The organism is Chondromyces apiculatus DSM 436 (assembly GCF_000601485.1).
In the GTDB taxonomy this organism is placed as follows: domain Bacteria; phylum Myxococcota_A; class Polyangia; order Polyangiales; family Polyangiaceae; genus Chondromyces; species Chondromyces apiculatus.
This window is the reverse complement of the sequence record NZ_ASRX01000043.1, coordinates 25,953-51,874: the sequence shown is the minus strand read 5'-3', so window position 1 is coordinate 51,874 and position 25,922 is coordinate 25,953. Positions and strand designations below refer to the sequence as shown.

At 71.8% G+C, this 25,922-nt stretch carries 17 protein-coding genes; 8 read left to right on the top strand and 9 right to left on the bottom strand.

Annotated features, from left to right (window positions below; translation table 11 throughout):
* Positions 1 to 51 precede the first annotated feature (51 nt).
* From CAP_RS45525 to CAP_RS25290, 3 genes are all read left to right on the top strand, one after another.
* The gene (locus CAP_RS45525; RefSeq protein ID WP_052375914.1) at positions 52 to 1,476 is read left to right on the top strand and encodes a lysophospholipid acyltransferase family protein; all 1,425 of its coding nucleotides are present in this window, start codon (positions 52 to 54) and stop codon (positions 1,474 to 1,476) included.
* A complete protein-coding gene (locus tag CAP_RS25295; RefSeq protein ID WP_052375912.1) occupies positions 1,473 to 2,651 on the top strand; it encodes a tRNA pseudouridine synthase B in 1,179 nt (392 codons plus the stop codon). Before CAP_RS45525 ends, CAP_RS25295 begins: the two co-directional genes overlap by 4 nt.
* Before the next feature lie 245 nt (positions 2,652 to 2,896).
* A complete protein-coding gene (locus CAP_RS25290) occupies positions 2,897 to 4,144 on the top strand; it encodes a hemolysin family protein (protein ID WP_231511683.1) in 1,248 nt (415 codons plus the stop codon).
* Positions 4,145 to 4,710: 566 nt separating this feature from the next.
* On the opposite strand, the gene CAP_RS25285 is transcribed toward CAP_RS25290, so the two are convergent.
* From CAP_RS25285 to CAP_RS25270, 4 genes are all read right to left on the bottom strand, one after another.
* Entirely contained in the window at positions 4,711 to 5,916 is a 1,206-nt protein-coding gene (locus CAP_RS25285) for a hypothetical protein (protein ID WP_044245529.1), read from the bottom strand.
* 132 nt (positions 5,917 to 6,048) lie between these two features.
* On the bottom strand, positions 6,049 to 6,369 hold the full coding sequence (locus tag CAP_RS25280) for a PilZ domain-containing protein (protein WP_044245528.1): 321 nt from the start codon (positions 6,367 to 6,369) through the stop codon (positions 6,049 to 6,051).
* 55 nt (positions 6,370 to 6,424) lie between these two features.
* A complete protein-coding gene (locus tag CAP_RS25275) occupies positions 6,425 to 7,060 on the bottom strand; it encodes an anthranilate synthase component II (protein WP_044245525.1) in 636 nt (211 codons plus the stop codon).
* 14 nt (positions 7,061 to 7,074) lie between these two features.
* Positions 7,075 to 9,489 (bottom strand): Tex family protein, encoded by a 2,415-nt coding sequence (locus tag CAP_RS25270; RefSeq protein ID WP_044245607.1) that lies wholly within the window; start codon positions 9,487 to 9,489, stop codon positions 7,075 to 7,077.
* A 130-nt stretch (positions 9,490 to 9,619) separates the two neighbouring features.
* Between CAP_RS25270 and CAP_RS25265 the strand changes: the two genes are divergently transcribed.
* Positions 9,620 to 10,489: a serine/threonine-protein kinase gene (locus CAP_RS25265; RefSeq protein ID WP_044245523.1), complete on the top strand. Its 870-nt coding sequence runs from the start codon at positions 9,620 to 9,622 to the stop codon at positions 10,487 to 10,489.
* Position 10,490: 1 nt separating this feature from the next.
* Here CAP_RS25265 and CAP_RS25260 read toward each other — a convergent pair whose 3' ends face one another.
* From CAP_RS25260 to nagZ, 3 genes are read right to left on the bottom strand one after another with little or no spacing between them, the layout of a single operon-like run.
* Positions 10,491 to 11,102 (bottom strand): NUDIX hydrolase, encoded by a 612-nt coding sequence (locus CAP_RS25260; RefSeq protein ID WP_052375907.1) that lies wholly within the window; start codon positions 11,100 to 11,102, stop codon positions 10,491 to 10,493.
* 10 nt (positions 11,103 to 11,112) lie between these two features.
* The gene (gene hutI, locus CAP_RS25255; RefSeq protein ID WP_052375905.1) at positions 11,113 to 12,414 is read right to left on the bottom strand and encodes an imidazolonepropionase; all 1,302 of its coding nucleotides are present in this window, start codon (positions 12,412 to 12,414) and stop codon (positions 11,113 to 11,115) included.
* Positions 12,411 to 13,568 (bottom strand): beta-N-acetylhexosaminidase, encoded by a 1,158-nt coding sequence (gene nagZ / locus CAP_RS25250; protein WP_052375904.1) that lies wholly within the window; start codon positions 13,566 to 13,568, stop codon positions 12,411 to 12,413. The genes hutI and nagZ overlap by 4 nt, the downstream gene beginning before the upstream one ends.
* Positions 13,569 to 14,050: 482 nt before the next feature.
* On the opposite strand from nagZ, the gene CAP_RS25245 reads away from it, so the two are divergent.
* From CAP_RS25245 to CAP_RS45520, 3 genes are all read left to right on the top strand, one after another.
* The gene (locus tag CAP_RS25245) at positions 14,051 to 18,352 is read left to right on the top strand and encodes a bifunctional serine/threonine-protein kinase/formylglycine-generating enzyme family protein (RefSeq protein ID WP_052375902.1); all 4,302 of its coding nucleotides are present in this window, start codon (positions 14,051 to 14,053) and stop codon (positions 18,350 to 18,352) included.
* A gap of 19 nt (positions 18,353 to 18,371) precedes the next feature.
* The gene (locus CAP_RS25240; RefSeq protein WP_231511682.1) at positions 18,372 to 19,454 is read left to right on the top strand and encodes an ADYC domain-containing protein; all 1,083 of its coding nucleotides are present in this window, start codon (positions 18,372 to 18,374) and stop codon (positions 19,452 to 19,454) included.
* A 106-nt stretch (positions 19,455 to 19,560) separates the two neighbouring features.
* Entirely contained in the window at positions 19,561 to 22,701 is a 3,141-nt protein-coding gene (locus tag CAP_RS45520; RefSeq protein WP_156041131.1) for a PAS domain-containing hybrid sensor histidine kinase/response regulator, read from the top strand.
* Positions 22,702 to 22,708: 7 nt separating this feature from the next.
* On the opposite strand, the gene CAP_RS25230 is transcribed toward CAP_RS45520, so the two are convergent.
* Positions 22,709 to 23,521, bottom strand: a complete 813-nt coding sequence (locus tag CAP_RS25230) for an amidohydrolase family protein (protein WP_044245522.1) — start codon at positions 23,519 to 23,521, stop codon at positions 22,709 to 22,711.
* Between the two features lie 67 nt (positions 23,522 to 23,588).
* Positions 23,589 to 24,617 carry a DMT family transporter gene (locus CAP_RS55115; RefSeq protein ID WP_044245520.1) on the bottom strand — a complete coding sequence of 343 codons (1,029 nt, stop codon included), beginning with the start codon at positions 24,615 to 24,617 and terminating at the stop codon, positions 23,589 to 23,591.
* A 106-nt stretch (positions 24,618 to 24,723) separates the two neighbouring features.
* Here CAP_RS55115 and CAP_RS25220 point away from each other — a divergent pair, with 106 nt between their 5' ends.
* A complete protein-coding gene (locus tag CAP_RS25220; protein WP_044245518.1) occupies positions 24,724 to 25,788 on the top strand; it encodes a GTPase in 1,065 nt (354 codons plus the stop codon).
* Positions 25,789 to 25,922: the final 134 nt, after the last annotated feature.

The following is a 25,922-nucleotide window of genomic DNA, read 5'->3' as shown; positions in this document are numbered from 1 at the left end:
GCTGCAAGAGGCGGCAGGAGCGGGGACCATGAAAGAGATCGAGAGCGGACGATGAGCGAACACGAGCAGCGGGACGGGGCGAACGAAGAGGAGACCGAGCGCAGGGAGAGCGTCGCGTCGGAGGAGGGCACGGCGCCTGATGACCTCGTCGCCAGCGACGATCTCGAGGAGGACATCTCCACCGCCGTCGCCCCCATCGGACCCACCGAGCCCTCGCCGGGCACGCTGGAACTCTCGCACGACGGCCCGCCGAGTGGCCCCGGCGACGAGGCTGCCGCGTCGAGCCGCGGCTCCCGCATGCCCACGTCGCCCGCGTCGCCCGAGGAGCTGGAGCGCCAGATCCTGGAGCTCGAAGCGCGGCTCGATCAGATGATGCGCGAGGGCCGCGGCGCCAGCGCGCAGCCCGAGGGCGGAGCGCGGAAGGAGGGCGGGGCGTCGCCTGTGCAGCCCACGTCCGCAACGTCCCCTCACGGCGCGCACGGGTCCAGCAGCACCAGCGGCACGGCCAGCGCGGGCGACGTGGGCAGCACGAGCGGCTCGACCTCCGCGCCGGGTCGCTCGCCGCGCTCGGAGCCACCGCGCTCGGGGGAGCCGGGAGCGGCTGGGACGGCGGAGGCTCCCGCAGACGCGCCGGAGATCCTCTCGTCGGAGTACTACAACCAGCGCTGGGGCCGGGATGGCATGCGCCGGCGCGCGGAGGAGGTCGACGAGTACGGCTTCGATCCCCGCTACGAGGAGCGCTACCGACCGCTCTTCGACTTCCTCTACCGCAGGTACTTCAGGGTCGAGGTGGAGGGCATCGGCCGCATCCCGAACGAGGGTCGGTGCCTGGTGGTGGGCAACCACTCCGGCGGGCCGATTCCCTACGACGGCCTGATGCTGCGCGCCGCCGTGCAGCGCGAGCACCCGAGGCAGCGGGAGCTGCGCTGGCTCGCGGAGGACTTCGTGTACTACCTGCCCTTCGCCGGGACGATGATGAACCGGCTCGGCGCGGTGCGCGCTTGCCAGGAGAACGCCGAGCGCCTCCTGTCCGCCGGGAAGCTCGTCGCCGTATTTCCCGAAGGCGTGAAGGGCATCAGCAAGCTCTACCGTGATCGCTACAAGCTTCAGCGCTTCGGCCGTGGGGGTTTCATCCGCCTGTCCCTGCGGACGCGCACGCCCCTCGTGCCCTGCGCGATTGTCGGCGCGGAGGAGGCGAACCCGCTGCTCCACCGCGTCGAGCACCTGACGCGCCTCCTCGGCGTCCCCTACGTGCCCATCACCCCGATCTTCCCGGCCCTCGGACCGCTCGGGCTCGTGCCGGCCCCCACCAAGTGGAAGATCTGCTTCGGCGAGAAGATCTACTTCGACGAGTACGGCCCTGACGCCGCCGACGACGACATGCTGGTCAGCCGGCTCTCGGAGCGGGTGCGGGCAAGCATCCAGGCGCTGGTCGACAGGACGCTCGCCGGGCGAAGATCGGTCTGGTTCGGGTGAAGGGCGAGGAGCGGGCCCCGCTCGACGGGGTGCTCGTGGTGGACAAGCCCCGGGGCCCGACGAGCCACGACGTGGTGTGGCGCCTGCGCAAGGCGCTCAGGACGAAGCGGATCGGGCACGCGGGGACGCTCGACCCGATGGCCTCCGGCGTGCTGGTCATCCTGGTCGGCGAGGGGACGAAGCTCGGCCCTTACCTGACGGCGCAGGACAAGCATTACGTGACGGAAGTGGCGCTCGGCGTCGGTACCAACACGCTGGACGCCGAGGGCGAGGTGACGGAGACGCGCGCGCTCCCCGGGTGGCTGGAGGAGGAGCTCGCGCAGCTCGCGCAGCTCTCACAGCTCCCGAAGCTCACGTCCGAGGAAAGCGCCCTCGCTGCGCACGAGGTGGCCGCGCGGGCGCCCCGGATCGCGGCGGCGCTGGCGGCGGAGACGGCGCGGCGCGCGCAGGTGCCGCCTGCCCACTCGGCCATCAAGGTGGACGGGCAGCGGAGCTACGCCCTGGCGCGCGCCGGCAAGGAGGTCGAACTCGCGGCGCGCGACGTGGAGGTGCGCGCCCTCGGGTGCACCGCCGTGTCCACGTCACCTCCGGCATTGACGCTCACCCTGTCGGTGCAGAAGGGCTACTACGTGCGCTCGCTGGCGCGGGATCTCGGCGAGCACCTCGGCGTCCCGGCGCACCTGACGGCGCTCCGGCGCACCGCGAGCGGGAGGTTCACCCTCGACCGCGCGCTGCCTCCGGACGCAGGCGCGGATGCGCTGCGCCGCGCGCTCGTACCGCTCGTGGAGGCCGCCTCGCTCGGGCTGTGGATCGAGCAACTCACCGCCGACGGTGCGCGTCGCGCGCGCCTCGGGCAGCGACTTCGGCCCGACGACTTCACCTCACCACCACGCGTCGACGAAGGAACGGACGAGCCGCGCGCCGCCGCGTGGATCGCGCCCGACGGTCAGCTCGTCGCCATCGGCTGCGCGCGCCTCGATGCAGAGGGCGCGCTCCGGATCTCCGTCCTGCGTGGCTTCTCCGCGCTCTCCACCGACGCCGCAGGCGCAGCTCCGAGCGCTCCGTTCAGCGCGCTTTCCGGGACGAGCGAGGCAGTTTCCACCGAGACGTGCGCGCGCGAGGAAGACACGCCGACGGCGCGCGCCGCCGACGAGCCCGACGACGAGGAGGGTTGACGTTCGCGCGGAACGTGTACATTGCTCTGACCGTGGGACCGTCGGTTCCACCAATGCGAAGCGCAGGACATCGTGAACGGAAAGGCGAAGGAGGTCATGGCCGCACGCGGCTCCCATGATCGCGCAGCCCAGCAGGTTGCTATGGGTTGCGAACAACTCCCCAGCTCCGTTACGCTTCGCCTGTCAGGAGTGCAGGTTTGAGTCCAGATATGGTGCCACTGCCAGCGCTTGCGGGCGCGGCGGTCGTGACAGCGGTGCTCGGTGCTCTCTTCATCGGCGCCGACACCGCACTGAATACCCTGAGCACCACCCGGCTCGGGGCCCTCATCGAACAGTCCAGCGGGGCCACGCGGAGTGCCTACGAACGCATCCGCAGGCTGGAGGCCAAGCTCCGGACCCGCTACCTCCTCGGCCTGATCGTCACCACGACCCTGACCGGCGTCTTGTTCGACGGCGTCTTCATCGGCGCCTTCCCGAGGTGGTCGGAGGCCGTGGCGGCCGCAGCGACGACCGTCCTCTGCGGAGTGCTTTACGCCGTCAGCGCGACGCTCGCCCGCCGCTACGCCGACCAGGCGGCGGCCATTGCCGCGCGCTTCCTCGTTCCCCTCGAGATCCCGCTCATCGTGCTCGCCGGTCCGCTCGCGTGGCTGAGCGAGAAGCTCGGGCCGAAAGAGGGAGAGCCTCCCTCGGATCCGCGCGTGACCGAGGCCGAGGTGGAGATGCTCGTGGAGGAGGTCGAGAAATCCGGCCTGTTCGGGCGAGAGCCTGCAGAGATGATCCGCAACGTGCTCGAGTTCGCCGACCTCAAGGCCCTCGACGTGATGATCCCGCGCTCCCGTCTCGAAGCGATCGAGGTGTCGACATCCATCGAGAAAGCCGTGGCGCTCGTGACGGAGAGTGGTCACTCGCGCTACCCCATCTACAAGGACCAGATCGACAACATCGTCGGCCTGCTCTACGCGAAGGACCTGTTCAAGGTCGTCAACGAGCGGGGAGAGACGCCGAAGACGCTCCGCGAGGTGGTGCGGACCCCGGCCAATTTCGTGGCCGAGACACAGCCCCTGTCGTCGCTGCTAAAGGAGATGCGCGGGCGGCGTCAGCACCTCGCCATCGTGGTCGACGAGTTCGGGAGCGTGTCCGGCATCGTCACCCTGGAGGACGTGCTCGAAGAGATCGTCGGCGACATCCGTGACGAGCACGACGAGGGCGAGGACCCCGCGGCCATCCAGGACCTTGGCGATGGCCGGCTCGTCGCCGATGGCGAGATCTCGATGAGCGATCTGTCCGCCTACCTGGGCACCGAGATCACGGCCGACGGCGACCACGAGTCCCTCGGCGGGATGCTGACACATCACCTCGGCAAGGTCCCCGAAGTAGGCACCTCCGTGAGCAAGTGGGGCCTGCGGTTCGTCATCCGTGACTCCGACGAGCGCCACATCGGCAAGGTGGAGATCATCCGCCCCCGCCCCGCCAGCACCAACGACGCCGCCTAGGTACCGGTACTGCGTACCCTGGAGCAGAGACCCAGGGTCCCTACGCTCCCATTGGTCGCTACCCCCGTAACCTTGCATGGATGCCAGCGCAAGGACCCGGGACGACGGAAAACGGCCCCTTGCTGGCCCTCGTGGTCCTCCCTCCCGCCTCGGGAAAGCGCCCTCCCCTCGACAGCCTCTCCGCGCCTGCGTCGGCCTGGAACAAGACCCGTCGGTCGCCCACGGTCGCTGTTCCGCGCTGGAACAAGACCCGTCGGCCTCCGACCACCAAGGTTGTTCCCAGGAACAAGACCCGTCGGCCTCCGACGGACCCCTTTCCACGGCCGGAGCGATCGCGTGGACCTCCGCGGCAGGGGTGACCGCTGCCGATCCGGGGGCTGTCGGGCGCCACGGCGCGGGCTCCGCGGCTGCGCCGACACGAGCGCCCGTACCAGGCACATGATCCCGGAGGAGCAGGAGTCCTGAGACGCCAGCTCCCCCTTCCTGTCACGTTCAGGAGCGCATCAGGGGGTAGCGACCAACGGGAGCGTAGGGACCCTGGGTCCCTGCTCCAGGGTACGCAGTACCTAGCGGGCGGAGAGGCCGATTTTGTGAAGCTCGTTGGCGAGATCGTCGCCTTGCTTCACGAGGCCGGGGCCGGCGGTGGGATCTTCGGTGTTGCCTTCGAGGATGATGCGCAGATCGCGCATTTCCTTGGCGAGGCGAGAGATGATCTGCTCGCTCGTGAAGGCTGCGACGGTGGGCGGGTCGATGGGGAGAACGAGGAGATCCGAGCCGGTGAGGTCACCCTTTGTCCAGCGCGCGACCTCCTTCTCGACCGACTTCGCGCCCTGCTGCGTGCGCTCCAGGCGGGTGACCTTCAACTTCTCGGGCCAGTCCTTGCCGAAGGGGAAGGGCTCCTTCACGGGCACCAGCTCGGCCAGCGTCTTCTCGCCGTCCTTGCGGAAGACGACGCCGAAGTTCACGACTGGCTCCTTCTCTTCCTTCCAGGACTTCTCCACGGGCGCCTGCGCCATGCCGAGCAGGTTGCGCAGGCTGTCCTTGGTCTTGTTCACGTCGGTGACTGCCTGCGTGTAGTCGAAGAGGCGCTTCACGATGTTCGGCGGCAGCGAGCCGATCTGCTTGCCCGCGAGGTTCGAGGCCTCGAAGGGGATGTTCATCCCGGAGAGGTCCTGCGCGAAGGTCTTCGGGAAGGTCTTCGCCCCCAGCTCCTGACCGGCCGCGGTGAGCTTGTCGTTCATCTCGCGCAGCTTGTCGTTCGCGGTCTTCATGTCCTTCTCGAGGACGACCGCGTCGTTCACTGCCTTCTGGCCACGCTCGCCGCGCTCCTTGGCGCCGCCGACGATGAAGCCCATGCCGATGCCGAGCACGGCAGCGAGCGCCGCGTAGATGCCCGCGCGTTTGTTCGCCTTCTTGCGCTCCTGCTCGACCTCTTCGCCGACCTCGACCTTAATGGTCTGCTGCACCGCGGTGGGCTTCGGCGCGGGCTGTGCGGCGGCCGCACGCTGCTGGGCGAACGGAGGCAGCGGAATGCCGGGGGAGATGCCCGGAGGCGGCGCAATGCCTCCGCCGCCTGGCGCCGAGGGTCGCACGCTGGGGGAGGCGGCCGGAGCAGGAGACGCGCCGGCGCCGGGATCGGAGGGGGGACCCGAGCCTGGAGCGGAGGGGCCCGGGGCAGGCAGCGGCACGCCGCCTACGCCCGTCATGGTGGTCTTGCCAAGCCGGGCTTTGAGATCGATCTTTGTCTTCTTCGGTTTGTTGTCGTCAGCCATCGGCTCCTCGGGGGGCGATCCCGCCGCGCACGTTAGCGGCGCGCCACCAGTGATGTCAACGCGGTGGGGCGGTTCTACACGGCCAAATCTCGGGGGCCGCTCGCCAGGTTCACGCGGTGTGGGGGCCGCGCTTCAGGAGGCGAGGGGCGGCGCGAGCAGCTCCCCGAGGCGGTCGCGATCGGCCTCCGTCGGTTCCACGAAGGCGAGCGCCTCCAGGTCACCGTCGACCCAGATCCGGCGGACGCACAGCCAGACCGGCGGGGTGCCCCCCTCGGACCGCGAGATCTCGACCGCATAGCAGGCGTGCGAGGTGTCAGGGTGGTGGATGGTGCGGGTGAGCATGCCCGTGGAGGACAGCTCCAGGACCTCGCCGAGGTGCGGGTGCCGGTCGATGTATTTGTTGAAGAAGATACGAACCGGCAGGCGGGGGGCGGCGCGGCGCTCGACGTCCATGGAGGGAACGCTATCCGGGCGCCGAGCCAGGGGCCAAACAGCCGGCGTGTGTGGCTCAGGCAGCGCGGTGGAGGCGCTGGAGCGAGGAGACCCAGGTGCGCAGCAGCGCCTCACCCTGCAGCGTGAGGATCGACTCCGGGTGAAACTGAACGCCCTCCACCGGCCGATCGCGGTGCCGCAGGCCCATCACCTCGCCCTCGCGCGTCCACGCTGACACGGTGAGGGCGGGGTCGAGGTGCTCCGGGTCGACCACCAGCGAGTTGTAGCGCGTGGCGTCGAAGGGACTCGGGAGCCCCTGGAAGACCCCCTGACCGTCGTGCTCGATGGAGGACGTCTTGCCGTGGATGGGGCGGCGCGCGCGGACCACCTGGCCGCCCAGCGCCTGGGCGATGGCCTGGTGGCCGAGGCAAACGCCGAGCAGGGGGATCGGAGGCGCGGAAGTGGGCGCGGCGGCGCCGTCGGGCGCGCCGGTGAGGGCCCGGACGACGGCGAGGGTGACGCCGGCGTCGTCGGGGGCGCAGGGACCTGGCGAGACGAGCACGCCATCGTGGGCGCTGGCGAGCGCCAGCGTCTCGTCGGCGCCGAGTGCGTCGTTGAGCATCACCTCGCAGTGGGCGCCGAGCACCTCGAGGAGCTGGACGAGGTTGTAGGTGAACGAGTCGTAGTTATCGATGACGAGCACCCGCGGCATGGGGGCCGTCTCGGCTACTTGCGCAGCAGGTCTGCGAAGGGGTTGTTGCGGAACCCGGCGGCGTTCCCGCCCTTGTTCTGCCCCTGCCCCTGGCCCTGACCCTGACCCTGATTCGGGCCCGGTCGCTGCCCGCCACCGCCGCCCTGGCCGGGGCGCCGCCCGTCGCGCGGCTGGCCCTGACCCTGACCCTGAGCCTGGCCCTTGTTCCCGAAGGCGCCGGCCTGGCCGGGACGGCCTCCCTGGGTGGCGGGGACGCCGCTCTTCGCGGTGAGGGAGATGCGCTTCCGCGCGAGATCGATCTCGAGGACGCGCACCTTGATCTTCTCGCCCACCTTCACCACGTCGGCCGGGTCCTTCACGAAACGGTCGGCGAGCTGCGAGACGTGCACGAGGCCGTCCTGGTGCACACCGATGTCCACGAAGGCCCCGAACGCGGTGACGTTGGTGACCACGCCTTCCAGCTCCATCCCGGGCTGCAGGTCTTCCATGGTGCGCACGTCGTCGCGGAAGCGCGGGGGCTCGAAGCTGGCGCGCGGATCGCGGCCGGGCTTCTTCAGCTCGCCGAGGATGTCGTTCATGGTGAACTCGCCGACGTCGGCGCCGAGGTAGCGCTTCGGGTCGATGCGCGCGATGGCGTCGGCGTTGCCCACCAGCGAGGTCACGGGCACCCCGAGATCCTTGGCGATGCGCTCGACGAGCGTGTACCGCTCGGGGTGCACCGCGCTGCCGTCGAGGGGGTGCTCGCCCCCGCGCACCCGGAGGAAGCCCGCCGCCTGCTCGAACGTCTTCGGCCCGATCCCGGGCACGTCGAGCAGGGCGCGGCGGCCCTTGAAGGCCCCGGCGACGTTCCGGTGGGCGACGATCTTCTTCGCGAGGCTCGGGCCGATGCCGGCCACACGCGCCAGGAGCGGCGCGCTCGCGGTGTTCAGCTCCACCCCGACCAGGTTCACGCAGCTCTCCACCACCTCGTCGAGCTTGCGCGCGAGGAGCCCCTGGTAGACGTCGTGCTGGTACTGGCCGACGCCGATGCTCTTCGGATCGACCTTCACCAGCTCGGCGAGCGGGTCCTGGAGCCGGCGCGCGATGCTGATCGCGCCGCGCACGGTGACGTCGAGATCGGGGAACTCCTCGCGGGCCACCTCGCTCGCCGAGTAGACGCTGGCGCCGGCCTCGCTGACGGGCACGCAGAACAGCTCCTTCACCCCGACTGCGGCGAGCACGTCGCGCACGAAGTCCTCGGTCTCCCGGCCGTGCGTCCCGTTGCCCACGGCGATGGCGCTCGGGTTGAACTTCGTGACCAGGCGCTTGAGATCGTTCTTCGCGCGCTCGGTCGCGTCGGCCCCCTGCACCAGGTAGAAGGTGGTGTGCTCCAGGATCTTGCCGGTCTCGTCCACCACCGCGCACTTGCAGCCGGTGCGCTGGCCGGGGTCGATGCCGATCACGGTCTTCGTGCCGAAGGGCGCCGCGAGGAGCAGCTCGCGCAGGTTCTGGGCGAAGACGTCCACGGCCGCGCGATCGGCGGCCATCTTCAGGTCCACGCGCACGTCGCTCTGCACCGCGGGCACGAGCAGCCGGCGCACCGCGTCCTGAGCGGCCCGGGTCAACTCCCCGGCCCAGGGTGAGGCGGGCTTCACCCCGATGGCCGCGTGCAGCGCGGGGGTGTGGCGCTCGGTGTCGATGTCGAGCGTCGCGCGCAGCACGCCCTCGGTCTCGCCCCGGCGGATGGCGAGGAAGCGGTGCGAGGGGATGCTCGCGACGGGCTCCTCGAAGCTCGCGTACATGTCGAACTTCGTCGTCTTCTGGGCGTGCTCGTCGCTCTTCTGCACCTTGATCACGCCCTCGCTCGTGAACGCCTCACGGTAGACGCGGCGCACGTCGGCGTGCTCGGCGATGCGCTCGGCGCAGATGTCGCGGGCCCCGAGGAGCGCGGCGATGGTGTCGGGCACCTCCTTCTCCGTGCTCACGAACGCCTGCGCCTCCGCCTCGGGGCTCCCCTCCAGGGCCTGCGACCAGATCCGGTCCGCGAGCGGCTCGAGGCCCCGCTCCTTGGCGATGATCGCCCGGGTGCGGCGCTTCGGCTTGTAGGGCAGGTAGAGGTCTTCGAGCTCCGCCTTGGCCATGCAGGCCCGGATCTTCTTCTCCAGCTCCGGGGTGAGCTTGCCCTGCTTCTGGATCTCGGCGAGCACCGCGCCGCGGCGCTCCTCCAGCTCGATGAGGTACGCGCGGCGCTCCTCGATGGCCCGGATCTGCACCTCGTCGAGGCCGCCGGTGGCCTCCTTGCGGTAGCGGGAGATGAACGGCACCGTCGCCCCCTCGGCGAGCATGCGCACCACGGCGGCGACCCCACTGCGCGGGAGGCTCAGCTCCTCGGCGAGGGCCGGGACCGGATCGTAGGTGCTCGTGGGGACCGTGGCAGGGCTGTCCGACATGCGCGGCCACATAGGCGGAGGGTGCACGCGCGTCCAGGCTTGACTTGTGGCCCAGAGGCAGCCGGTGCACGGCGAGTGATGCCCGTGACGATGTCCGCGGGTGGGCGGGGAGGTGTGTTAGAGGAACGGAATGGCCTTTCGCCCCGGCGATGTGATCGGCGATCGCTACGAGGTTGAGGAGATGCTCGGGCAGGGGGGTCAAGGGGCCGTGTACCGCGGCACCGACACCGTGCTCGGCTCGCAGGTGGCCATCAAGTGCCTGCACCCGCAGATCGCCTCCGAGCCCGGCTTCAAGACGCGGTTCCTCCGCGAGGCGCGCACCATGGGCGCGCTCAGCGGCACGAGCGCCGTGCAGGTCTTCGACATCGGCAAGATCGAGGGCGGGGGCATGTACATCGTGATGGAGCTCGTCGACGGCCAGAACTTCGAGCAGTACCTCCGCAGCATCGAGGAGGCCGGCAGCCACATCCCGCTCGCGAAGCTCTGGGAGATCATCGACCCCCTCGTCGCCACCCTGGAGGTGGCCCATGCCCGGGGCATCATCCACCGCGACCTGAAGCCCGGGAACATCATGGTGATGCGCTCGCAGGGGCGCGGCCCGGCGCGGCTCCTCGACTTCGGCCTCGCCAAGGACCTCAAGGCGGACCCCCTCACCCTCGACGGCATGGTCACCGGCTCGCCCTCGTACATCGCGCCCGAGGCGTGGATGGGCAAGCAAGATGTCATCGACCACCGGGTCGACGTCTACGCGCTCGGCACCATCCTCTTCCGCGCGCTCGCCGGGGTGCACCCCTTCGACGCGCGCAAGGCCCTCTTCGACCTGGTCTTCGCGGTGACCCGCGGGCCCAGACCGAGCCTGCACGAGCGCCGCCCCGACCTGTCTCCGGCCATCGACGGCTGGGTCGCCCGCGCCCTCGCGGTCGATCCCAACGCGCGCCACCAGAACGTGCGCGCCCTGTGGACCGACTTCCAGCTCCGCCTCACGGGGCGCCCCGCGTGACTCAGGCCTGGTGCAGCGCCTCGAAGAGGTGCCCGAGCATGCGGTGGGTCAAGCCCCACACCACGCGATCACCGACCCGGTAGCAGGGCATGTCGAACGGCTGCCCCTCGTGGAGGTAGGCCGTGGTGCCGTTCATCTCGCCGCGCGCGAGCGGGCCGACCGGCGTCCACATCGCCTCCACCAGCTCCTCGTTCAGGCGCAGCACGACCTCGGGCCGCTCCGAGCGCAGCGCGAACACGAAGGGCACCACCACCATCCCGACGCGCCTGCCGCGCGCCACCGCCGGCACGTCGGGCAGGCGCCCGAGGAGCACCCCGTGCTCGCCGAGATCGAAGCCCACCTCCTCGCGCGTCTCGCGCACCGCCGTCACGAAGAGACTGGAGTCGTCCGGCTCGCGCCGCCCACCGGGCAGCGCCATGTGGCCGGACCAGGGATCGCCGGCCCGCTCTGCGCGGCGCACGAGCAGCACCTCGGCGTCGGCCTCGGGCGCTTCGGAGGCGCGCAGGATGACCGCGACGGCGGCCTGTCGTTCCGCGGAGAGAGAGTCGAGGTCGACCGGGCGGCCCCCGATCCGGGTGCTGATGGCGTTCAGATCGTACGAAAGAAGCCCCACACCATCAGGGCTAACCCTCCGAAGGCACCGCGTCAAATCCGCCAGCCAGAACGGTCCCCCCCCGCACCACGGCGGTCGTCCTCGGAGCGCCCCATGGCTGGATCAGCGCGTTTTCGTGGGGTAGATCCCACGCCACCAGGTCGGCCTGCAGCCCACCGCGCAGCGCCCCCGTCACCTCGGCCAGGCCGAGCGTCCGCGCCGCCTCGCGCGTCGCGCCGAGGATCACCTCCGGCACGGTGAGCCCGTAGAGGCGCGCGCCGAACGCCATCGCCAGAGGCAGGCTCTCCGTCGGCGCGGTCCCCGGGTTCGCATCGCTCGCCACCACCAGCGGCACCCCTGCGGCGCGGAGCGCGTCCACGGGCGGCGGCGCCTGGCGCAGCGTGAAGCTCGCCACCGGCAGGAGCACCGCGGCCACCCCTGCCGCGCCCATCGCCGCGATCCCCGCCGGCCCGACCACCTCCAGGTGGTCCGCGCTCGCCGCCCCCAGCTCGGCCGCGAACTCGACTGCGCCGACATCGGCGAACTGCCCCGCGTGCAGCCGCACCCCGAGCCCTAGCGCCCGCGCCTTCTCCAGCACCGGCCGCGCCTGCGCCACGGAGAAGGCGCTCCGGTCCACGTAGGCGTCCACGTAACGGCAGAGCCCCGCGGCGGCCATCGCGGGCAGCCACCGCTCCCCCACCACGCGCGCGTACGCCTCGCGATCGCCCGCTGCCTCTGGCGGCACCGCGTGCAGCGCCAGGTAGGTCGGCACCACGCGCGGGAGCGAGGGATCGCGCCCCGCCTCGGCCACGGCATCGAGCTGCCGGCGCTCCGACGCCTCGTCCAGCCCATAGCCGCTCTTCGCCTCCACGGTGGTCACCCCGAGCGCCGCCATCCGCCGCAGGCGCGCCGCGAGCGTCGCCTGGATGGCTTCCACCGAAGCCGTCCGCACCGCGCGCATGGTCGCCACGATCCCGCCCCCCGCGGCGGCGATGGCCTCGTAATCGCCTCCCGCGAGCCGCACCGCGTACTCGGCGTCCCGCGACCCCATCCAGGGCGCGTGGGTGTGGGCGTCCACGAGCCCCGGCGTGATCACCCCGGGAGCGGCAAACACCCGCACCTTCTCCTCCCCGCCCCCGCCCCCGCCCCCGCCCCCGCCCGCGCTGTCGAGCCGCGCCAGCACCTCGGCGCGCGGCCCCACCGCGACGATCACGCCGTCCTCCACGAGGATCGCCCCATCCTCGACGACGCCCAGCGCATCGCCCGGCCGCGCCCGCGCCGGATCGCAGGTCACCACCCTCGGCGCGGTGATCGCAAAACGCCCGCCGCTCACGCCCCCACCTCGCGCCCGTGCTCGGTCGGGTCGATCCCCTGCCCCGCCTGCGCACTGGCGGCGGCTGCTGCCGCACCGGCTGCCGCGATCGCCTCCAGGAGCGCGCGCCCCTCGGTACGGTCCAGGACCGCCCGGAGCGACGCCTCGTCGAGCGGCTCGGGAGGACAGCGCCTGCGCGCCGACAGGCAGCGCGAGGCCGCCTCGGCGCACCGCGCCCTGAACGCCTCGTCCCGCTCCGCGCGGGCCACCAGAGCCGCGTGGGCCCGCGCCTGCGCGTCCTCGTCGCTGCACACCAGCACCACGTCGCAGCCCGCCGCGATGGCCCGGGTCGCGGACTCCTCCACCGGATGGAGCGCCGCGACGGCCGCCATCTCCAGGTCGTCCGAGAACAGCACCCCCTCGAACCCCACCTCGCCGCGGAGCAGATCGGTGCAGATCACCCGCGAGAGCGTCGCCGGCACGCCCGGATCCAGCGACTCCACCACCACGTGCGCGGTCATCATCGAAGCCACCTTCGCCGAGGCGGCGGCGCGGAACGGCGGCAGCTCCACCGCGTCGAGGCGCGGCCTGTCGTGCGGGATCCGCGGAAGCGCGAGGTGGCTGTCGGTGTCGGTGTCGCCGTGCCCCGGGAAGTGCTTGCCGCATGCGAGCACGCCTCCCTCCTGCTGACCCTCCAGGAAGGCCACGGCCGCCGCAGAGGCCCACCCCGGATCCCGCGCGAAGGAGCGATCGCCGATCACCGGGTTCTGCGGGTTCGAATCGACGTCGAGCACCGGCGCGAAGTTGACGTTGACGCCGAGCGCGCGCAGCTCGTCGGCCACCGCGCGGGCGGCGCGGCGGATGAGCGCCACGTCCCCGGTGAGACCGAGCGCCCGCGCGGGCGGCAGCTTCAGGAACGGCACGGGCAGACGCGCCACCCGGCCCCCCTCCTGATCGAGGCCGATGAACGGCGGCACGCCCCCTGGCTGCGCGGCGGCGAGGGCCCGGCACGTCCGCGATGCCGTCGGCAGGTCGGGCAGGTTGCGGCGGAAGAGGATCGCTCCCCCCAGGTACCCGCGGGAGAGCGCATCGAGGAAGCGCGCCGGAGGCTCCACGCTCCGGAAACCGCCCACGACGAGCTGGCCGCAGAGCGTGGGGAGATCGAGATCGGGCACCGTGATCCTCCGTGCTGGTTCGGGTCGGGCGCGCTGGCCGTGCAGGACGCGCGCTGCCTCCGGTAGACGAGATCGCTCCTGGCGCCAATCGCGACGCTACCCCGCAGCGCGTGCCCCCGCGCGCGCTCACCCCCCTCCAGCGTCCATGGCGCAGGCGCCTTCGTGGGGGGTGGCCTGATCCCTTCTACGCACTCTCGCGGATTCGCCCTGCGCCGCTCGACGGAGCGCTCCCACGAATCCGGAGTGATTTCGAGGTGCACGCGAGCGTCACGCGAGAGGCACGGGAGATGCGCGCAACGGAGGGCAGCGAGCGTCTTCATGAATGACGTCGCCGGTGAAGGTGCCTCATGTTATGGAATCGCCCGGGGGGCAGGCACGAGCGCGGCAAGAGATGCGCGCGGCCGCTGTGTGTTTATGGTGAACGGGGGCCGGATCCCACCGGTGCGACGCGTCGCGAATCCGCGCGCCGTGGGTCGTTCGTGATGCTGGACGGTCTGGGCTCGCGCGCGCATCCGCCGGGGAGCGCGTACCCGAACCTCGTCGAGGGGGGCGATCCGCCTTCCGGGTGGGTCCCGCCCGGAACCTTCGAGGAGTACCGGCTGCTCCGGCTCCTCGGCTGGGGCGGAATGGGCGAAGTGTATCTCGCCCGGGACACCCTGCTCGACAGGCTGGTGGCCATCAAGTTCCTGAGCGCCGTCATTCCCGACGAGCTGGGGCGCGAGCACCTCCTGCAAGAAGCCCGCGCAGCAGCGCGCCTCCAGCACCCCAACGTGGTGTCCATCTACCGGGTCGGCGAGATCGACGGACGGCCCTTCATCGTCTCCGAGTTCGTCCGCGGCACCAGCCTCGACGCGCTGGATCTGCCCGTCCCGTGGCGGCGCGCCCTGGAGCTCGGCATTGGCCTTTCCCGCGGCCTCGCCGCTGCCCACCGGCGCGGCGTGTTGCACCGGGACATCAAGCCTGGCAACGCCATCCTCACTGCCGATGGCGAGGTGAAGCTGCTCGACTTCGGCCTCGCCAAGCTCGTCGAGCACGGCGGCCCACGCTCCACCTCCTGCCCCGTCCTCGTCCCTGCCCCGCCTCCCTCCCGCGGCAGCGTCACCGCCGCCGTCGCTGCGGCCCTCGCTGGTGACGCGACCGACGCGGCGGACGCCACGAGCGCCTCAGGCGTCACGAGCGTCACGAGCGTCGCGAGCGCTTCAGGCGTCACGAGCGTCACGAGCGCCCCGACCACCGCGACGCCCCGCGGCGGCCACCTCACCTCGGCCTCCCTGCCGCCCCGGGACCGCTCCAGCATGCCCCACGGCCCGAGCGCCGACCCCACCATCCCCAGCGTCACCCCGGGCATCGTGCCGCTCACCGCCGCCCACTCCGGCAAGCGCGCCGTCACCAGCGTGACCTCGCTCCAGGGCACCCCCCTGTACATGGCGCCGGAGCTCTGGGGCGGCGCCTCCGCGTCGGCCCGCTCCGACGTCTACGCCCTCGGGCTCGTGCTCTACGAGCTCTGCGTGGGCGCGCCGCCCTACGCGGGCCTGCCCCTCAGCGAGCTGCCCCGCGCCGTCCGCACCCACGACATCGCGCCCCTCGCCGGCGCCGTCTCCTCCGTCGACCGGCGCTTCGCGGCCATCGTCGACCGCTGCCTGCACCGCGACCAGAACGAGCGCTACGCCTCCGGCGACGCCCTGCGCGAGGCGCTCGAGCAGATGGTCACCGACAGCCGGAACGCTGCCCTCCCCGAGGGCAACCCCTACCGCGGCCTGCTCCCCTTCGAGGCCGAGCACCGCGCCCTCTTCTTCGGCCGCGACGCCGAGATCGGCGCCGTCCTCGACCGCCTGCGCGCCGAGCCCGCCGTGGTCATCGCCGGCGACTCCGGCGTCGGCAAGTCCTCCCTCTGCGCCGCGGGCGTGATCCCGCTCGTCCTCGAAGGTGCCCTCGCCGATGGACGCGCCTTCACCGCGATCCGCATCTCCCGCGGCCGCCGCCACCTCGCCATGGCCCTCGCCTGGTTCCTCGGCGAGGACGAGGACCGCGCCATGGAACGCCTCGCCGAACCCGTGACCCTCGCCCGCGACGTCCAGCGCAACCTCGGCACCGCCCGCGGCCTGCTGCTCTACCTCGACCAGCTCGAAGACCTCGTCGGCGCCGTCTCCCAGGAAGAGGCGCGGGTGCTCGGTGAGGCCCTCGGCCAGCTCGCCGCCTTCGCCCCCGGCGTCCGCGTGCTCATGACCGCCCGCAGCGACTTCATCGCCCGCGCCACCGGCATCCCCGGCCTCGGCGACCTGCTCGGGCGGGGCCTCCACCTCCTCCGCCCCCTCTCCGCCGACCGCATCCGCGAGGCCATCGCTGGCCCTGCCCGCGCCAAGGGCATTCCCTTCGAGTCTGCCACCCTCGTCGGCAAGCTCTCCGCCTCCACCGAGGGCGCCCAGGGGGTACCGCTGCTCCAGCTCGCCCTCGCCGAGCTGTGGGACGCCCGCCCTCACCCCGACGCGCCCATCACCCAGGCGACCCTCGACGCCATCGGCGGTATCGCCGGCGCCCTCGCCCGCCACGCCGATGACGTGGTGCTCGCCCTGCCCGAGCTTCAGCGCATCGCCGCCCGCCGCATCCTGCTCGGGCTGGTCACCGTGGAGGGCACCCGCGCCAAGCGCAGCGAGGCCGACCTCATCGCCGAAGGCAACCGCGGCGAGCGCGCCGAGCGCGCCGAGCGCGCCGAGCGCGCCGAGCGCGCCGAGCGCGCCGATCACGCCGATCACGAACAGACCGCGCCCGCACTGCCTACCGTCTCCGTGACCCGCACGGTCCTCGACGTCCTGGTGCGCGGCCGCATCCTGGTCGTCCAGCAGAGCGATGCCGGCCCCACCGTCGAGATCGCCCACGAGGCCCTCCTCCGCGGCTGGGGCACCCTCCGGCGCTGGCTCGACGAGCAGCAGGGCTCCCGCCCCGTCCGCCGCCGCCTGGAGGTCGCCGCCGCCGAATGGGAGCGCCTCGGCGGCGCCCGCGAGGCCCTCTGGGGCGCCCGCCAGATCGAGGAGACCGCCCCCCTCGACGAGGACGCGCTCCCCTCGCGCGACCGCGCCTTCCTGCGCGCTTCCCGCAGCACCGTCTCCCGGCGTCGCCTCGCCCGGCACGCGGCCCTGCTCGGCGCCCCCCTCCTGGCCATGCTCGGCTACGGCGCCCTCGAACTCGCCCACCGCCGCACCCTGGACGCGCGCATCTCCGCGCACCGCGAGGACGCCGCCACCCTCGAACGCGGGGCCCACGACAAGGAGCGCGACCTCGCGGCGATCCGCGCCAGCGCCTTCGAGGCCTTCGACACCGCCCGCAACGACGACGCCGAGCGCCGCTGGGCCGAGGCCCTCACCCTCGCCGCCGACATCGACCAGCTCCGCGTCCGCGCCGGCCTCGCTCTGGAGGCCGCGCTCGCGCTCGACGCCCACCACGCACCAGCGCGCCACGACCTCGCCGAGCTGCTCTACCAGCGGGCCCTCGCCGCCGAGCGCGATGGCAGCGTCGCGCGCCGCGACGAGCTGCTTGACCGGCTCGCCGTCCACGACGAGGGCGGCGAGCTTGCCCGCAGGTGGCACACCCCTGCCGAGATCACCGTCGAGACCTCCCCTCCCGGGGCGCGCCTCACCGTGGCCCGCTACCACGACGACGACACCCACACCCGCCGCCTCGACCCCGCGCGCGATCTCGGAAGCACCCCGCTCACCGCCCTCGCCCTCCCCGCGGGCTCGTACCTGCTCACGCTGGATCGCGAGGACCGCGCGCCGGTGCGCTACCCGCTGCTCCTCGCCCGCCGCGAGCGCCTCCGCATCACCCTCTCCCTCCCCCTCCTGTCCGACATCCCCGAGGGGTTCGTCTACATCCCTCCCGGCCGCTACCTCTCCGGCAGCGCCGCCGACGACACCCTCCGCCAGAGCTTCCTCTCCGCGAGCCCCCTGCACGAGGTGGTCACCGGCGCGTACCTGATCGCCCGCACCGAGACCACCTTCGAGGAGTACATCGCCTTCCTCGACGAGCTCCCCCCCGACGAACGCGCGCGCCACACCCCGCACGTCGGCGCCGCGGGCCTCGCGGGCGCCCTCGCCCTGAACCAGCTCCCCGACGGCGACTGGCGCCTCACCCTCCAGCCCACCGTCACTCCCCTCTCCGCCCGGGTCGGCGAGCAGATCCTGTACACCGCCCGCAGCACCCAGGCGGCCCAGGACTGGCGCCGTTTCCCCGTCAGCGGCGTCTCGCGCCACGACGCGGAGGCCTACACCACCTGGTTGAGCGCGACCGGGCGTGTCCCGGCTGCACGCCTCTGCACCGAACGTGAGTGGGAACGCGCTGCACGAGGTGCTGACGATCGCGAGTTCCCGAACGGAAATTTCCTCGCCGCCCGGGACGCGAACATCGACGCCACACACGGTTCGGACATTGCAGCGCGAGGGCCCGACCAGGTCGGACTCCACCCCGCGTCACGCAGCCCCTTCGAGACAGACGACATGGCTGGAAACGTCTTCGAATGGACAACCTCCGAGACGCAGGGTGGCCCCTCCGTGGTGCGCGGCGGCGCCTACTACTACGAGGCGCTGACTGCGCGCCTCACGAACCGCACCCGGTTCGTGAGTGACCTGCGCGACCCGAGACTCGGTCTGCGCGTCTGCGCCGACGCCCCCACGGAGACAACGGCGCGCAGCCCGGGCCAGGGTCGATCTCCAGACGACTGGAAGGAGCAGCATGCGTCCCACCCTGCATCTCACCCAACGCCCCGCCCAACGCCTCGCCCCGCCCCGTGACCCCAGCGCCCTCGCCCTCGTGGCGTCCTCTCTCCTGTTGACTGCCTGCGCCTCGGATCTCCCGTTCGAGAGCACCTCCGGGGGCAGCTCCGACGAACGCCTCGCCAGCGACAGCGCCGCGCTGCTCGCCACGAACGGCGCGAGCCACAACGGCGTCCAGCTCAATGGTCTCAGCCTCAATGGTCTCAGCCTCAATGGTCTCAGCCTCAATGGCCTCAGCCTCAATGGCCTCAGCCTCAATGGCCTCAGCCTCAACGGCGCCGGTCTGAGTGGCGCCGAGCTCACGGCCGTGCGCTCCGACAACGGCCAGGTCCTGCGCGGCACGGCGCTCGCGGGCACCGAGCTGAACGGCATGCTCTCCGACGGGTCCACGCTCTCGCTCAAGATCCAGCAGGTCGACACCACGACGAACAAGCCCGACCTCTTCCGCTATGGCGTCACCTACTGGAACGGCAGCGCGTGGGCTCCCTTGTGCGGCGTCGCTCAAGGCGACCCGGTCCTCGCCATCCCCCTGCGCGGCCGCTGGGACGACTCGTCGGGAACTGCCACCGGGGGAGATTTCCTCGACGATCCTGGCGTGTTCACCTTCGCCTGCGTCACCGGCGCCCTCGGCAAGTGCGCCCTCCTCGGCTACGAGCCCTGGGAGCAGAAGCAGGAGTGCACCGGTGGCAGTAGCAGCACGTGCAAGCAGATCTCCCTCGCTGTCCTGCACCAGAGCTGCACCCGGCTCCTGCGCGGAGACTACTGCGGCGATGGCACGAGCCACACCGTCGACGGCACCATGGTCAACCTCTGGGACAACCTGAAGGTGCAGGAGGCCGCCGACGTCGACGAAGGCTGGCTCCGCGAAGCCGAGTGGGGTCCCAACGGCGCGAGCTGTGTGCACAGGACGCGCAACAACACCGGCGCCACCCAGAATTACATCGCGGCTCACTGCCCTGAGCGCTGGGACGCCGGCTACACATGCTTCAGCAGCCAGTCCACCTTCACCACCGCGAAAGGCTTCTACACGCCTCTCTCCGAGCGTAGCCTGATCCGAAACGAGTTCCGGATCGGTGACGACGACGACGACGATGACGACGACGACGATGACGACGACTGATCCGAGCCAGCCTCCTGTTCCCCGTTGACCTGTCTCCCTGGCGCGCGGCCAGCCGGGCCGCCACGTCTCGCTTCCCCACTCCAGCCCGTACCATTAGAGATTTCGAGTGAGTCGACTCGTCGCCCTCCTGGAGATGCGGGCCGAAACGCTGCTGCTCCACGGGACGGATCCCCTGAAGCCGAACCTTGCCCCGAGCCAACCCCTCGAGCCCGGCGCGCAGAGCCTCTTGCCCCCGCTCCTTCACGAGCTGATCGCCGCCCTGTGCGCGGGCCACGCACCTGCGGCGAGCGTCGTCGCCACGCAGCACGCCCTCACGTGCGAGGCCCGCGGCCTCGACGCCGAGGACCTGGTGCGCGCGCACGGCCTCTTGCGCGACATCGTCCTTGATGCCGTCGACACGGAGGGGCTCGCGCTCACGCCGTCGGAGGTCCGCGTCTTCACCACCTTCCTCGCGCAGGTCCTCTCCGAAGGCGTCGCTGCCCATGGAGAGCAGCGAGAGCGGCACATGCGGATCGCCCAGGCCGAGCAGCGGAAGCAGCACGACCTCTTCATGCAGGCCCCGGTGGCCATCGCCATCCTGGAGGGACCCGAGCACCTCTACACCTTCGCCAACCCCGCCTACCGGGCCCTGGTCAACGGCCGGGACGTCGTGGGCAAGACCCTCCACGAGGCGCTGCCCGACGTGAAGGAGTACGGGTTCGACGCCTTGATGGACCGGGTGATGAGCACCGGCCAGACGTTCATCGCCAAGGAGATGCCCATCAAGCTGGAGCACCACGGCGAGGACGAACGGCTCATCTTCAACTTCGTCTACACGCCCAAGCAGAACGCGACGGGCCAGGTGGATGGCGTGCTGATGTCGGGCCTGGAGGTGACCGAGCAGGTGGAGGCGCGACGGCGCCTGGAGGTGCTCGCCAGCGAGCTGAGGAACAGCGAGGAGCGCACGCGCCGCGTCCTGGAGGCGTCGGGCGCGGGCCTCTGGACGCTCGACGCGACCACGGGGGCCGTCCAGTTCGACACCGCCACGATGGCGATGATGGGGTTGCCTGTGGGGAGCGCCCTCGACATCGCCTTCAGCCTCGGCACCCATGTCATCCCGGAGGACCAGGCGCGCGTCGGTCAGGCGCTGGCGTCTGCGCTGGCTGGTGAGAACGGAGGCCGGTACCTCGTCGAGTTTCGCACCCGCAGCGAGGAGGGTGCACCGCCATACTGGGTGGAGAGCCGCGCGCAGGCGTCGTTCGACGCGGAGGGCAAAGCGACGCACCTCTCCGGGGTGCTGGTGGACATCACCGCACGCAAGACGGCCGAGATTGAGCTCCGCGCCAAGACCGAGCGGCTCAACCTGTTGCTCGACAACACCAAGGACTTCGCGTTCATCCTCACCAACGTCGAGGGCACCATCGTCGAGTGGCAGGGCGGCGCCGAGGCGATCACCGGCTACGCCGCCAGCGAGGCCGTCGGCCAGCGCATTCACCTCCTGTTCACGCCGGAGGACCGGGCGGCCTCCAGACCGGAGAAGGAGATGGCGATGGCGGCGCGGGACGGCCGCGCGGAGGATCAGCGCTGGCACCGCCGCAAGGACGACTCACGGTTCTTCGCCGACGGGGTCACCACCGCCCTCTACAACGAGCACGGCAGCCTCCGTGGCTTCGGCAAGGTCTTCCGGGACGCGACCGCCCAGAAGCAGGCCGAAGATGCCCTCCGCCTCAGCGACCAGCGGCTCCACTTCGCCCTGCGCGCCGGGCGCATGGGGACCTGGGAGCTCGACCTCGTGAAGGGCGAGCTCTCCTCGTCCGACACCTGCAAGGCGAACTACGGCCGAGCGCCCGCGGATCCCTTCAGCTACGCCGATCTCAGCGCCAGCGTCCTCGACGAGGACCGTGACATGTGGCGGCGCAAGGTGGAGGCGGCCATCGCCACGGCCAGCGATCTCGACGTGGAGTACAGGGCCCTGTGGCCTGACGGCTCGGTGCACTGGGTGCACGTGCGGTCGAGCTGCGCGACCGAGGCCGGGCGGGTCACGGCCATGTCCGGTGTCTCCGTCAACATCGACGAGCGCAAGACGATCGAGGAGGAGCTGCGGGCGGCCGACCGGCGGAAGGACGAGTTTCTCAGCACGGCGTCCCACGAGCTGCGCACGCCGCTCAACGCCATCCTCGGCTGGGCGCACATGCTCTCCTCGGGGCGACTCGGCGCCGAGGCCTCGCGCAGGGCCGCGGAGGTCATCGAGCGCAACGCCAAATCCCAGGTCCAGCTCATCGAGGACATCCTCGACGCCTCGCGGATCATCACCGGCAAGCTGCGCCTCGAGCTGCGTCAGCTCGACATGAAGGAGCTGGTCCGCGCGGCCATGGACGCCGTCCGACCGGCCGCCGACGCCAGGAACATCGCGCTGTCGCTCACGGTCGACCCCCCTGCCGCGCACTTCGTGGGCGACCCGGACCGCCTCCAGCAGGTGGTGTGGAACCTGGTCAACAACGCCATCAAGTTCACCCCCTCGGGTGGCGCCGTCGAGGTCCGGCTCGAGCGGCTCGGCGCGAGCATCGCGCTGCGGGTCAAGGACACCGGGCAGGGCATCGCGCCGAACTTCCTCCCCCACCTCTTCGAGCGCTTCCGGCAGGCGGATGGCACCACGACGCGCCGCCATGGCGGGCTGGGGCTGGGCCTCGCCCTCGTCCGTCACCTCGTGGAAGCGCACGGGGGGACCGTCCACGCCGAGAGCGAGGGAGAAGGCAAGGGCGCGACCTTCGTGGTGACGTTGCCGGTGCACGCCGTCCAGGCCCAGGTGCCCGGATCCAGCCAGCCCCAGGCGCTCGCCGGAGGCGCCTCGCTCCCCCTGGTGAGCCTCCAGGGCGTGACCGCGCTCATCGTCGACGACGAAGCGGACGCCCGGGAGCTCTGCGCCTCCGTGCTCCGCCTGAGCGGCGCCGAGGTGAGGACGGCCGCCAGCGCCGAAGAGGCCCTCGCCCTCCTCGCGGAGGAGCGGCCCATGGTCCTCCTCAGCGACATCGGGATGCCTGGCGTCAACGGCTACACGCTGATCAGGAGCGTGCGGGCGCGCGCCGGGACCGAGGACGCAAGGATCCCCGCCATCGCCCTCACCGCCTACGCCCGCGAAGAAGATCGCCGGCTCGCCCTCGACGCTGGCTTCCAGGCCCACGTCGCCAAGCCCGTCGAGCCCGACGACCTGGTGCGGGCCGTGGCCAGCCTCCTGGGGATGAGCGACGGGTCTGCGCCCCCGCGCTGAGCGCTCTTCACGCGAGGTTGAACACCCGCCGCGCGTTGTCCGCCAGGAACAGCGCGCGCGCCTCCGCATCCAGCCCGAGCGTGTCGAGATCCGCGAGCGCCTGGTGAGGAAGGAGCATCGGGTAGTTGCTCCCGAAGAGCACCTTTCTCCGCCCGCTCCCGCGCATGTACTCCACGAGCGCTGCCGGATACCGCTTCGCCGCGTACGCCGAGGTGTCGATGTGAACGTTCGGGTATTTGCGGGCGAGCGTGATCATCTCCTCCGTCCACGGGTAGCCGATGTGCCCGGCCACGATGGTGAGCTCCGGAAAATCGAGGGCGACGTCGTCGAGGTAGGGAATCGGCCGCCCGGTCTCCGAGGTCCGGAGAGGCCCCGTGTGCCCGACCTGGGTGCAGAAGGGCACGCCGAGCTCCACGCACTCGGCGTAGAGCGGGTAATAGCGCCGATCGTTGGGCGGCAACCCCCACAGCCAGGGCAGGAGGCGCAGCCCCTTGAACCCCAGCTCCTTCACGCACCGCCGCAGCTCGCGCACCGCCGCCATGGGCCGGTGAAGGTCGACGGAGGCGATCCCCGCGAGCCGCTCCGGGGAGGCAGCGACGAACCTGGCGACTTCGTCGTTCGCGATGAGCGGCCCCCCCGGGCCGTACCACGCCGACGTGAGCCCGAAGCGGATCTCCCCCGCATCCATCGCCGCGATGGTCATCTCCAGGGGCGGCTCCTCGCTGGGCACCTCCTGCCGGGTCCACCGCCGGAGGGGCTCGAACACCTCGTGCCCCACGAACTTCAGCGTCGGATGTTGCATCCACACATCGATCGTCATCGCGCACCTCCGGGCGCAGCTTACGCCGACAGGTGCAGGTGCAGGTGAAGGCACTCCCCCGAGGCTCTCACCCCTGCCCCCGCGCCTTCTGGACCGTACCTGTTCCGTACTTGTCCCGGAGCGCCTCGGCCGCGAGCCCCACGCCTGCCGCCGTCACCAGCAACGCGCCGAGGAGCTGGTGCGGCCCTGGCGCCTCGCCGAGCCCCACCACCCCGAACACGTGGGACAGCACCACCCCGAGGTAGCCCACCGTCCCGATCCGCGCCGCGCGATCCAGCGCATAGGCCCGCGTCATCGCGAGCTGCGCCATCCCCCCCGTGAGGCCGGTGATGAAGAGGAGCAACGCCCCCGTCGCGTCGGGCACCTGGAAGGTCGGGATCGAGAGCACCACCATCACCACGCTCGCCACGAGCGAGAAGTGGAGCGCCACCGCCTCGGGCCCTGGCCCCGGCCGGCTCCGGTCCCGCTGCGCGCTCGACCCGAGCTTGCGCAGCCAGATCATCGCCAGCGCCGACGCGAAGGCCCCCGTCGTCGCGATGAGCGCCAGGTGCCCCGCCAGCCGGAGCTGGGGCCCCGCGACCATCGCCACCCCCGAGAACGCGAGCAGCGTCGCCGCCCACAGCCCGCGCGAGCTGCGCTCCCCCAGCATCCGCGGCGAGAGCAGCGCCACGAAGATGGTGCTCGTCGCACCCAGCGTCACCACGTCGCCCAGCGCGAGGAGCGGCGCCCCCAGCGTCAGGAACGTGCAGAGCATCGCCACCGTCCCGCAGAGCGCCCGCCCCCAGGCGAGCTTGCGGTCCGCCGGATCGATCCGCAGCGGCGCCCTGCGCACCAGCGCGAACCCCAGCGCCGTCCCTGCCCCCACGAGGGCCCGGAACGCCGCGACCTCCGTCCATGGCACGCGCGCCGAGGCGAGCCGCGCGAGCACGTTCATCACCGCGAACAGGAGCGACGCCAGCGCCATCCACAGGATCCCGGCGAACGGGTTCGCCCCGCGCCCCTGCTGGGCTTCGAGCCGCTCGGCCTCGGCGAGGGCAATGGCGCTCGCTGCCGGGGGGTGTGCGGCAATCGCCCCTTGAGATGGCGGAGATTCCACGGTGCCGGACTACCACGGCCTGCCGCGAGTGCCGCGAGATTTCACGCGTGGACCACGCTCGCTTGACGCCATCCACACGGGGAACGACGCTCGCCTCCAGCCAACCATGCCGGCCAACCTCTCGCCGGAGTACAAAGCGGCCGAAGCCGCCTACCGCAAGGCGCGCGCCCCGGACGAGCGGCTCGTCCACCTCCGGGAGATGCTCCGCGTCATCCCCAGACACAAGGGGACCGAGCACCTCCAGGCCGACCTCAAGACCCGCATCAAGGAACTCGGCGAGGCGCTGAGCGGCCCGAAGAAGGGCGCCCGCACCGGCCCTCCCGTCACCGTGCGCCCCGAGGGCGCCGCGCAGGTGGCGCTCCTCGGCCCCCCGAACGCCGGCAAATCGCGCCTCCACGCGCGCCTCACCGGCTCCGGCGCCGAGAGCGCCCCCTACCCCTTCACCACCCGCAAGCCGCAGCCCGGCATGCTCCCCTTTGAGGACATCAGCTTCCAGCTCGTCGACCTCCCGCCCATCTCCGCGACGGCCATGGAGAGCTGGGTGCCGAGCGCCCTCACCCACGCCGACGCCGCCTTGCTCGTGCTCGACATCCGCGACCCGGCCGCCCTCGACGATCTCGCCGCCATCGCGCGCAGGCTCGCCGGCAAGCACATCCGCCTCGTCCCCGACGTGCTCCCCGCGCCCGTGTCCGGCGACGACGCCGCCTCCGGCGCGGACGACGACCTCGACGGCTTCCACCTGCAAGACCTCCCCACCCTCCTCGTCGCGACCATGAGCGACCTGCTCGGTGACACGCCCGACGCCGCCGACGCCGCCAGCGCCGCCGACGCCGAGCTGCAGGCCTTCACGGAGCTGACCGCCACCCCCTTCTGCGCCATCGCCACCTCCGCCGAGACGGGCGCCGGCCTCGACCTCCTCGGCCCCTGGATCTTCCGTCGCCTCGGCATCCTCCGCGTCTACACCAAGGTGCCGGGCCAGCCCCCCGACATGCAGCGCCCCCTCACCTTGCGCGAGGGCGACACCGTCGCCGACGCTGCGGGCCTCGTCCACCGCGGCCTCGCCGGCGATGTGAAGTCCGCCCGCCTCTTCCGCGAGCCTCTCTTCCGGGGCCAGCACGTGCCCCGTGATCACGCGCTTTCTGACGGCGACATCATCGAGCTGCACTGGTGAGGCGCGCGGGTGCCGCGAGATCACGGGCTATCGCGCCCTGCCCGCCCTGTGGCACGCTGCGCGCGCCCACGACCGCGCTGCCGCCGTGGTCACCGACTCCGCGGTGAGCCACCGGCGCCGTCGCCGAGGCGAGC

Excerpts from the sequence above, each read along its gene's own strand:
- CAP_RS25220 (WP_044245518.1), top strand. The coding sequence starts at position 24,724 with ATGCCGGCCAACCTCTCGCCGGAGTACAAAGCGGCCGAAGCCGCCTAC.
- CAP_RS25275 (WP_044245525.1), bottom strand. The coding sequence starts at position 7,060 with ATGCCGCGGGTGCTCGTCATCGATAACTACGACTCGTTCACCTACAAC.
- CAP_RS25280 (WP_044245528.1), bottom strand. The coding sequence starts at position 6,369 with ATGGACGTCGAGCGCCGCGCCGCCCCCCGCCTGCCGGTTCGTATCTTC.
- CAP_RS45525 (WP_052375914.1), top strand. The coding sequence starts at position 52 with ATGAGCGAACACGAGCAGCGGGACGGGGCGAACGAAGAGGAGACCGAG.
- CAP_RS25285 (WP_044245529.1), bottom strand. The coding sequence starts at position 5,916 with ATGGCTGACGACAACAAACCGAAGAAGACAAAGATCGATCTCAAAGCC.
- CAP_RS25270 (WP_044245607.1), bottom strand. The coding sequence starts at position 9,489 with ATGTCGGACAGCCCTGCCACGGTCCCCACGAGCACCTACGATCCGGTC.
- CAP_RS25265 (WP_044245523.1), top strand. The coding sequence starts at position 9,620 with ATGGCCTTTCGCCCCGGCGATGTGATCGGCGATCGCTACGAGGTTGAG.
- CAP_RS25230 (WP_044245522.1), bottom strand. The coding sequence starts at position 23,521 with ATGACGATCGATGTGTGGATGCAACATCCGACGCTGAAGTTCGTGGGG.
- CAP_RS25245 (WP_052375902.1), top strand. The coding sequence starts at position 14,051 with ATGCTGGACGGTCTGGGCTCGCGCGCGCATCCGCCGGGGAGCGCGTAC.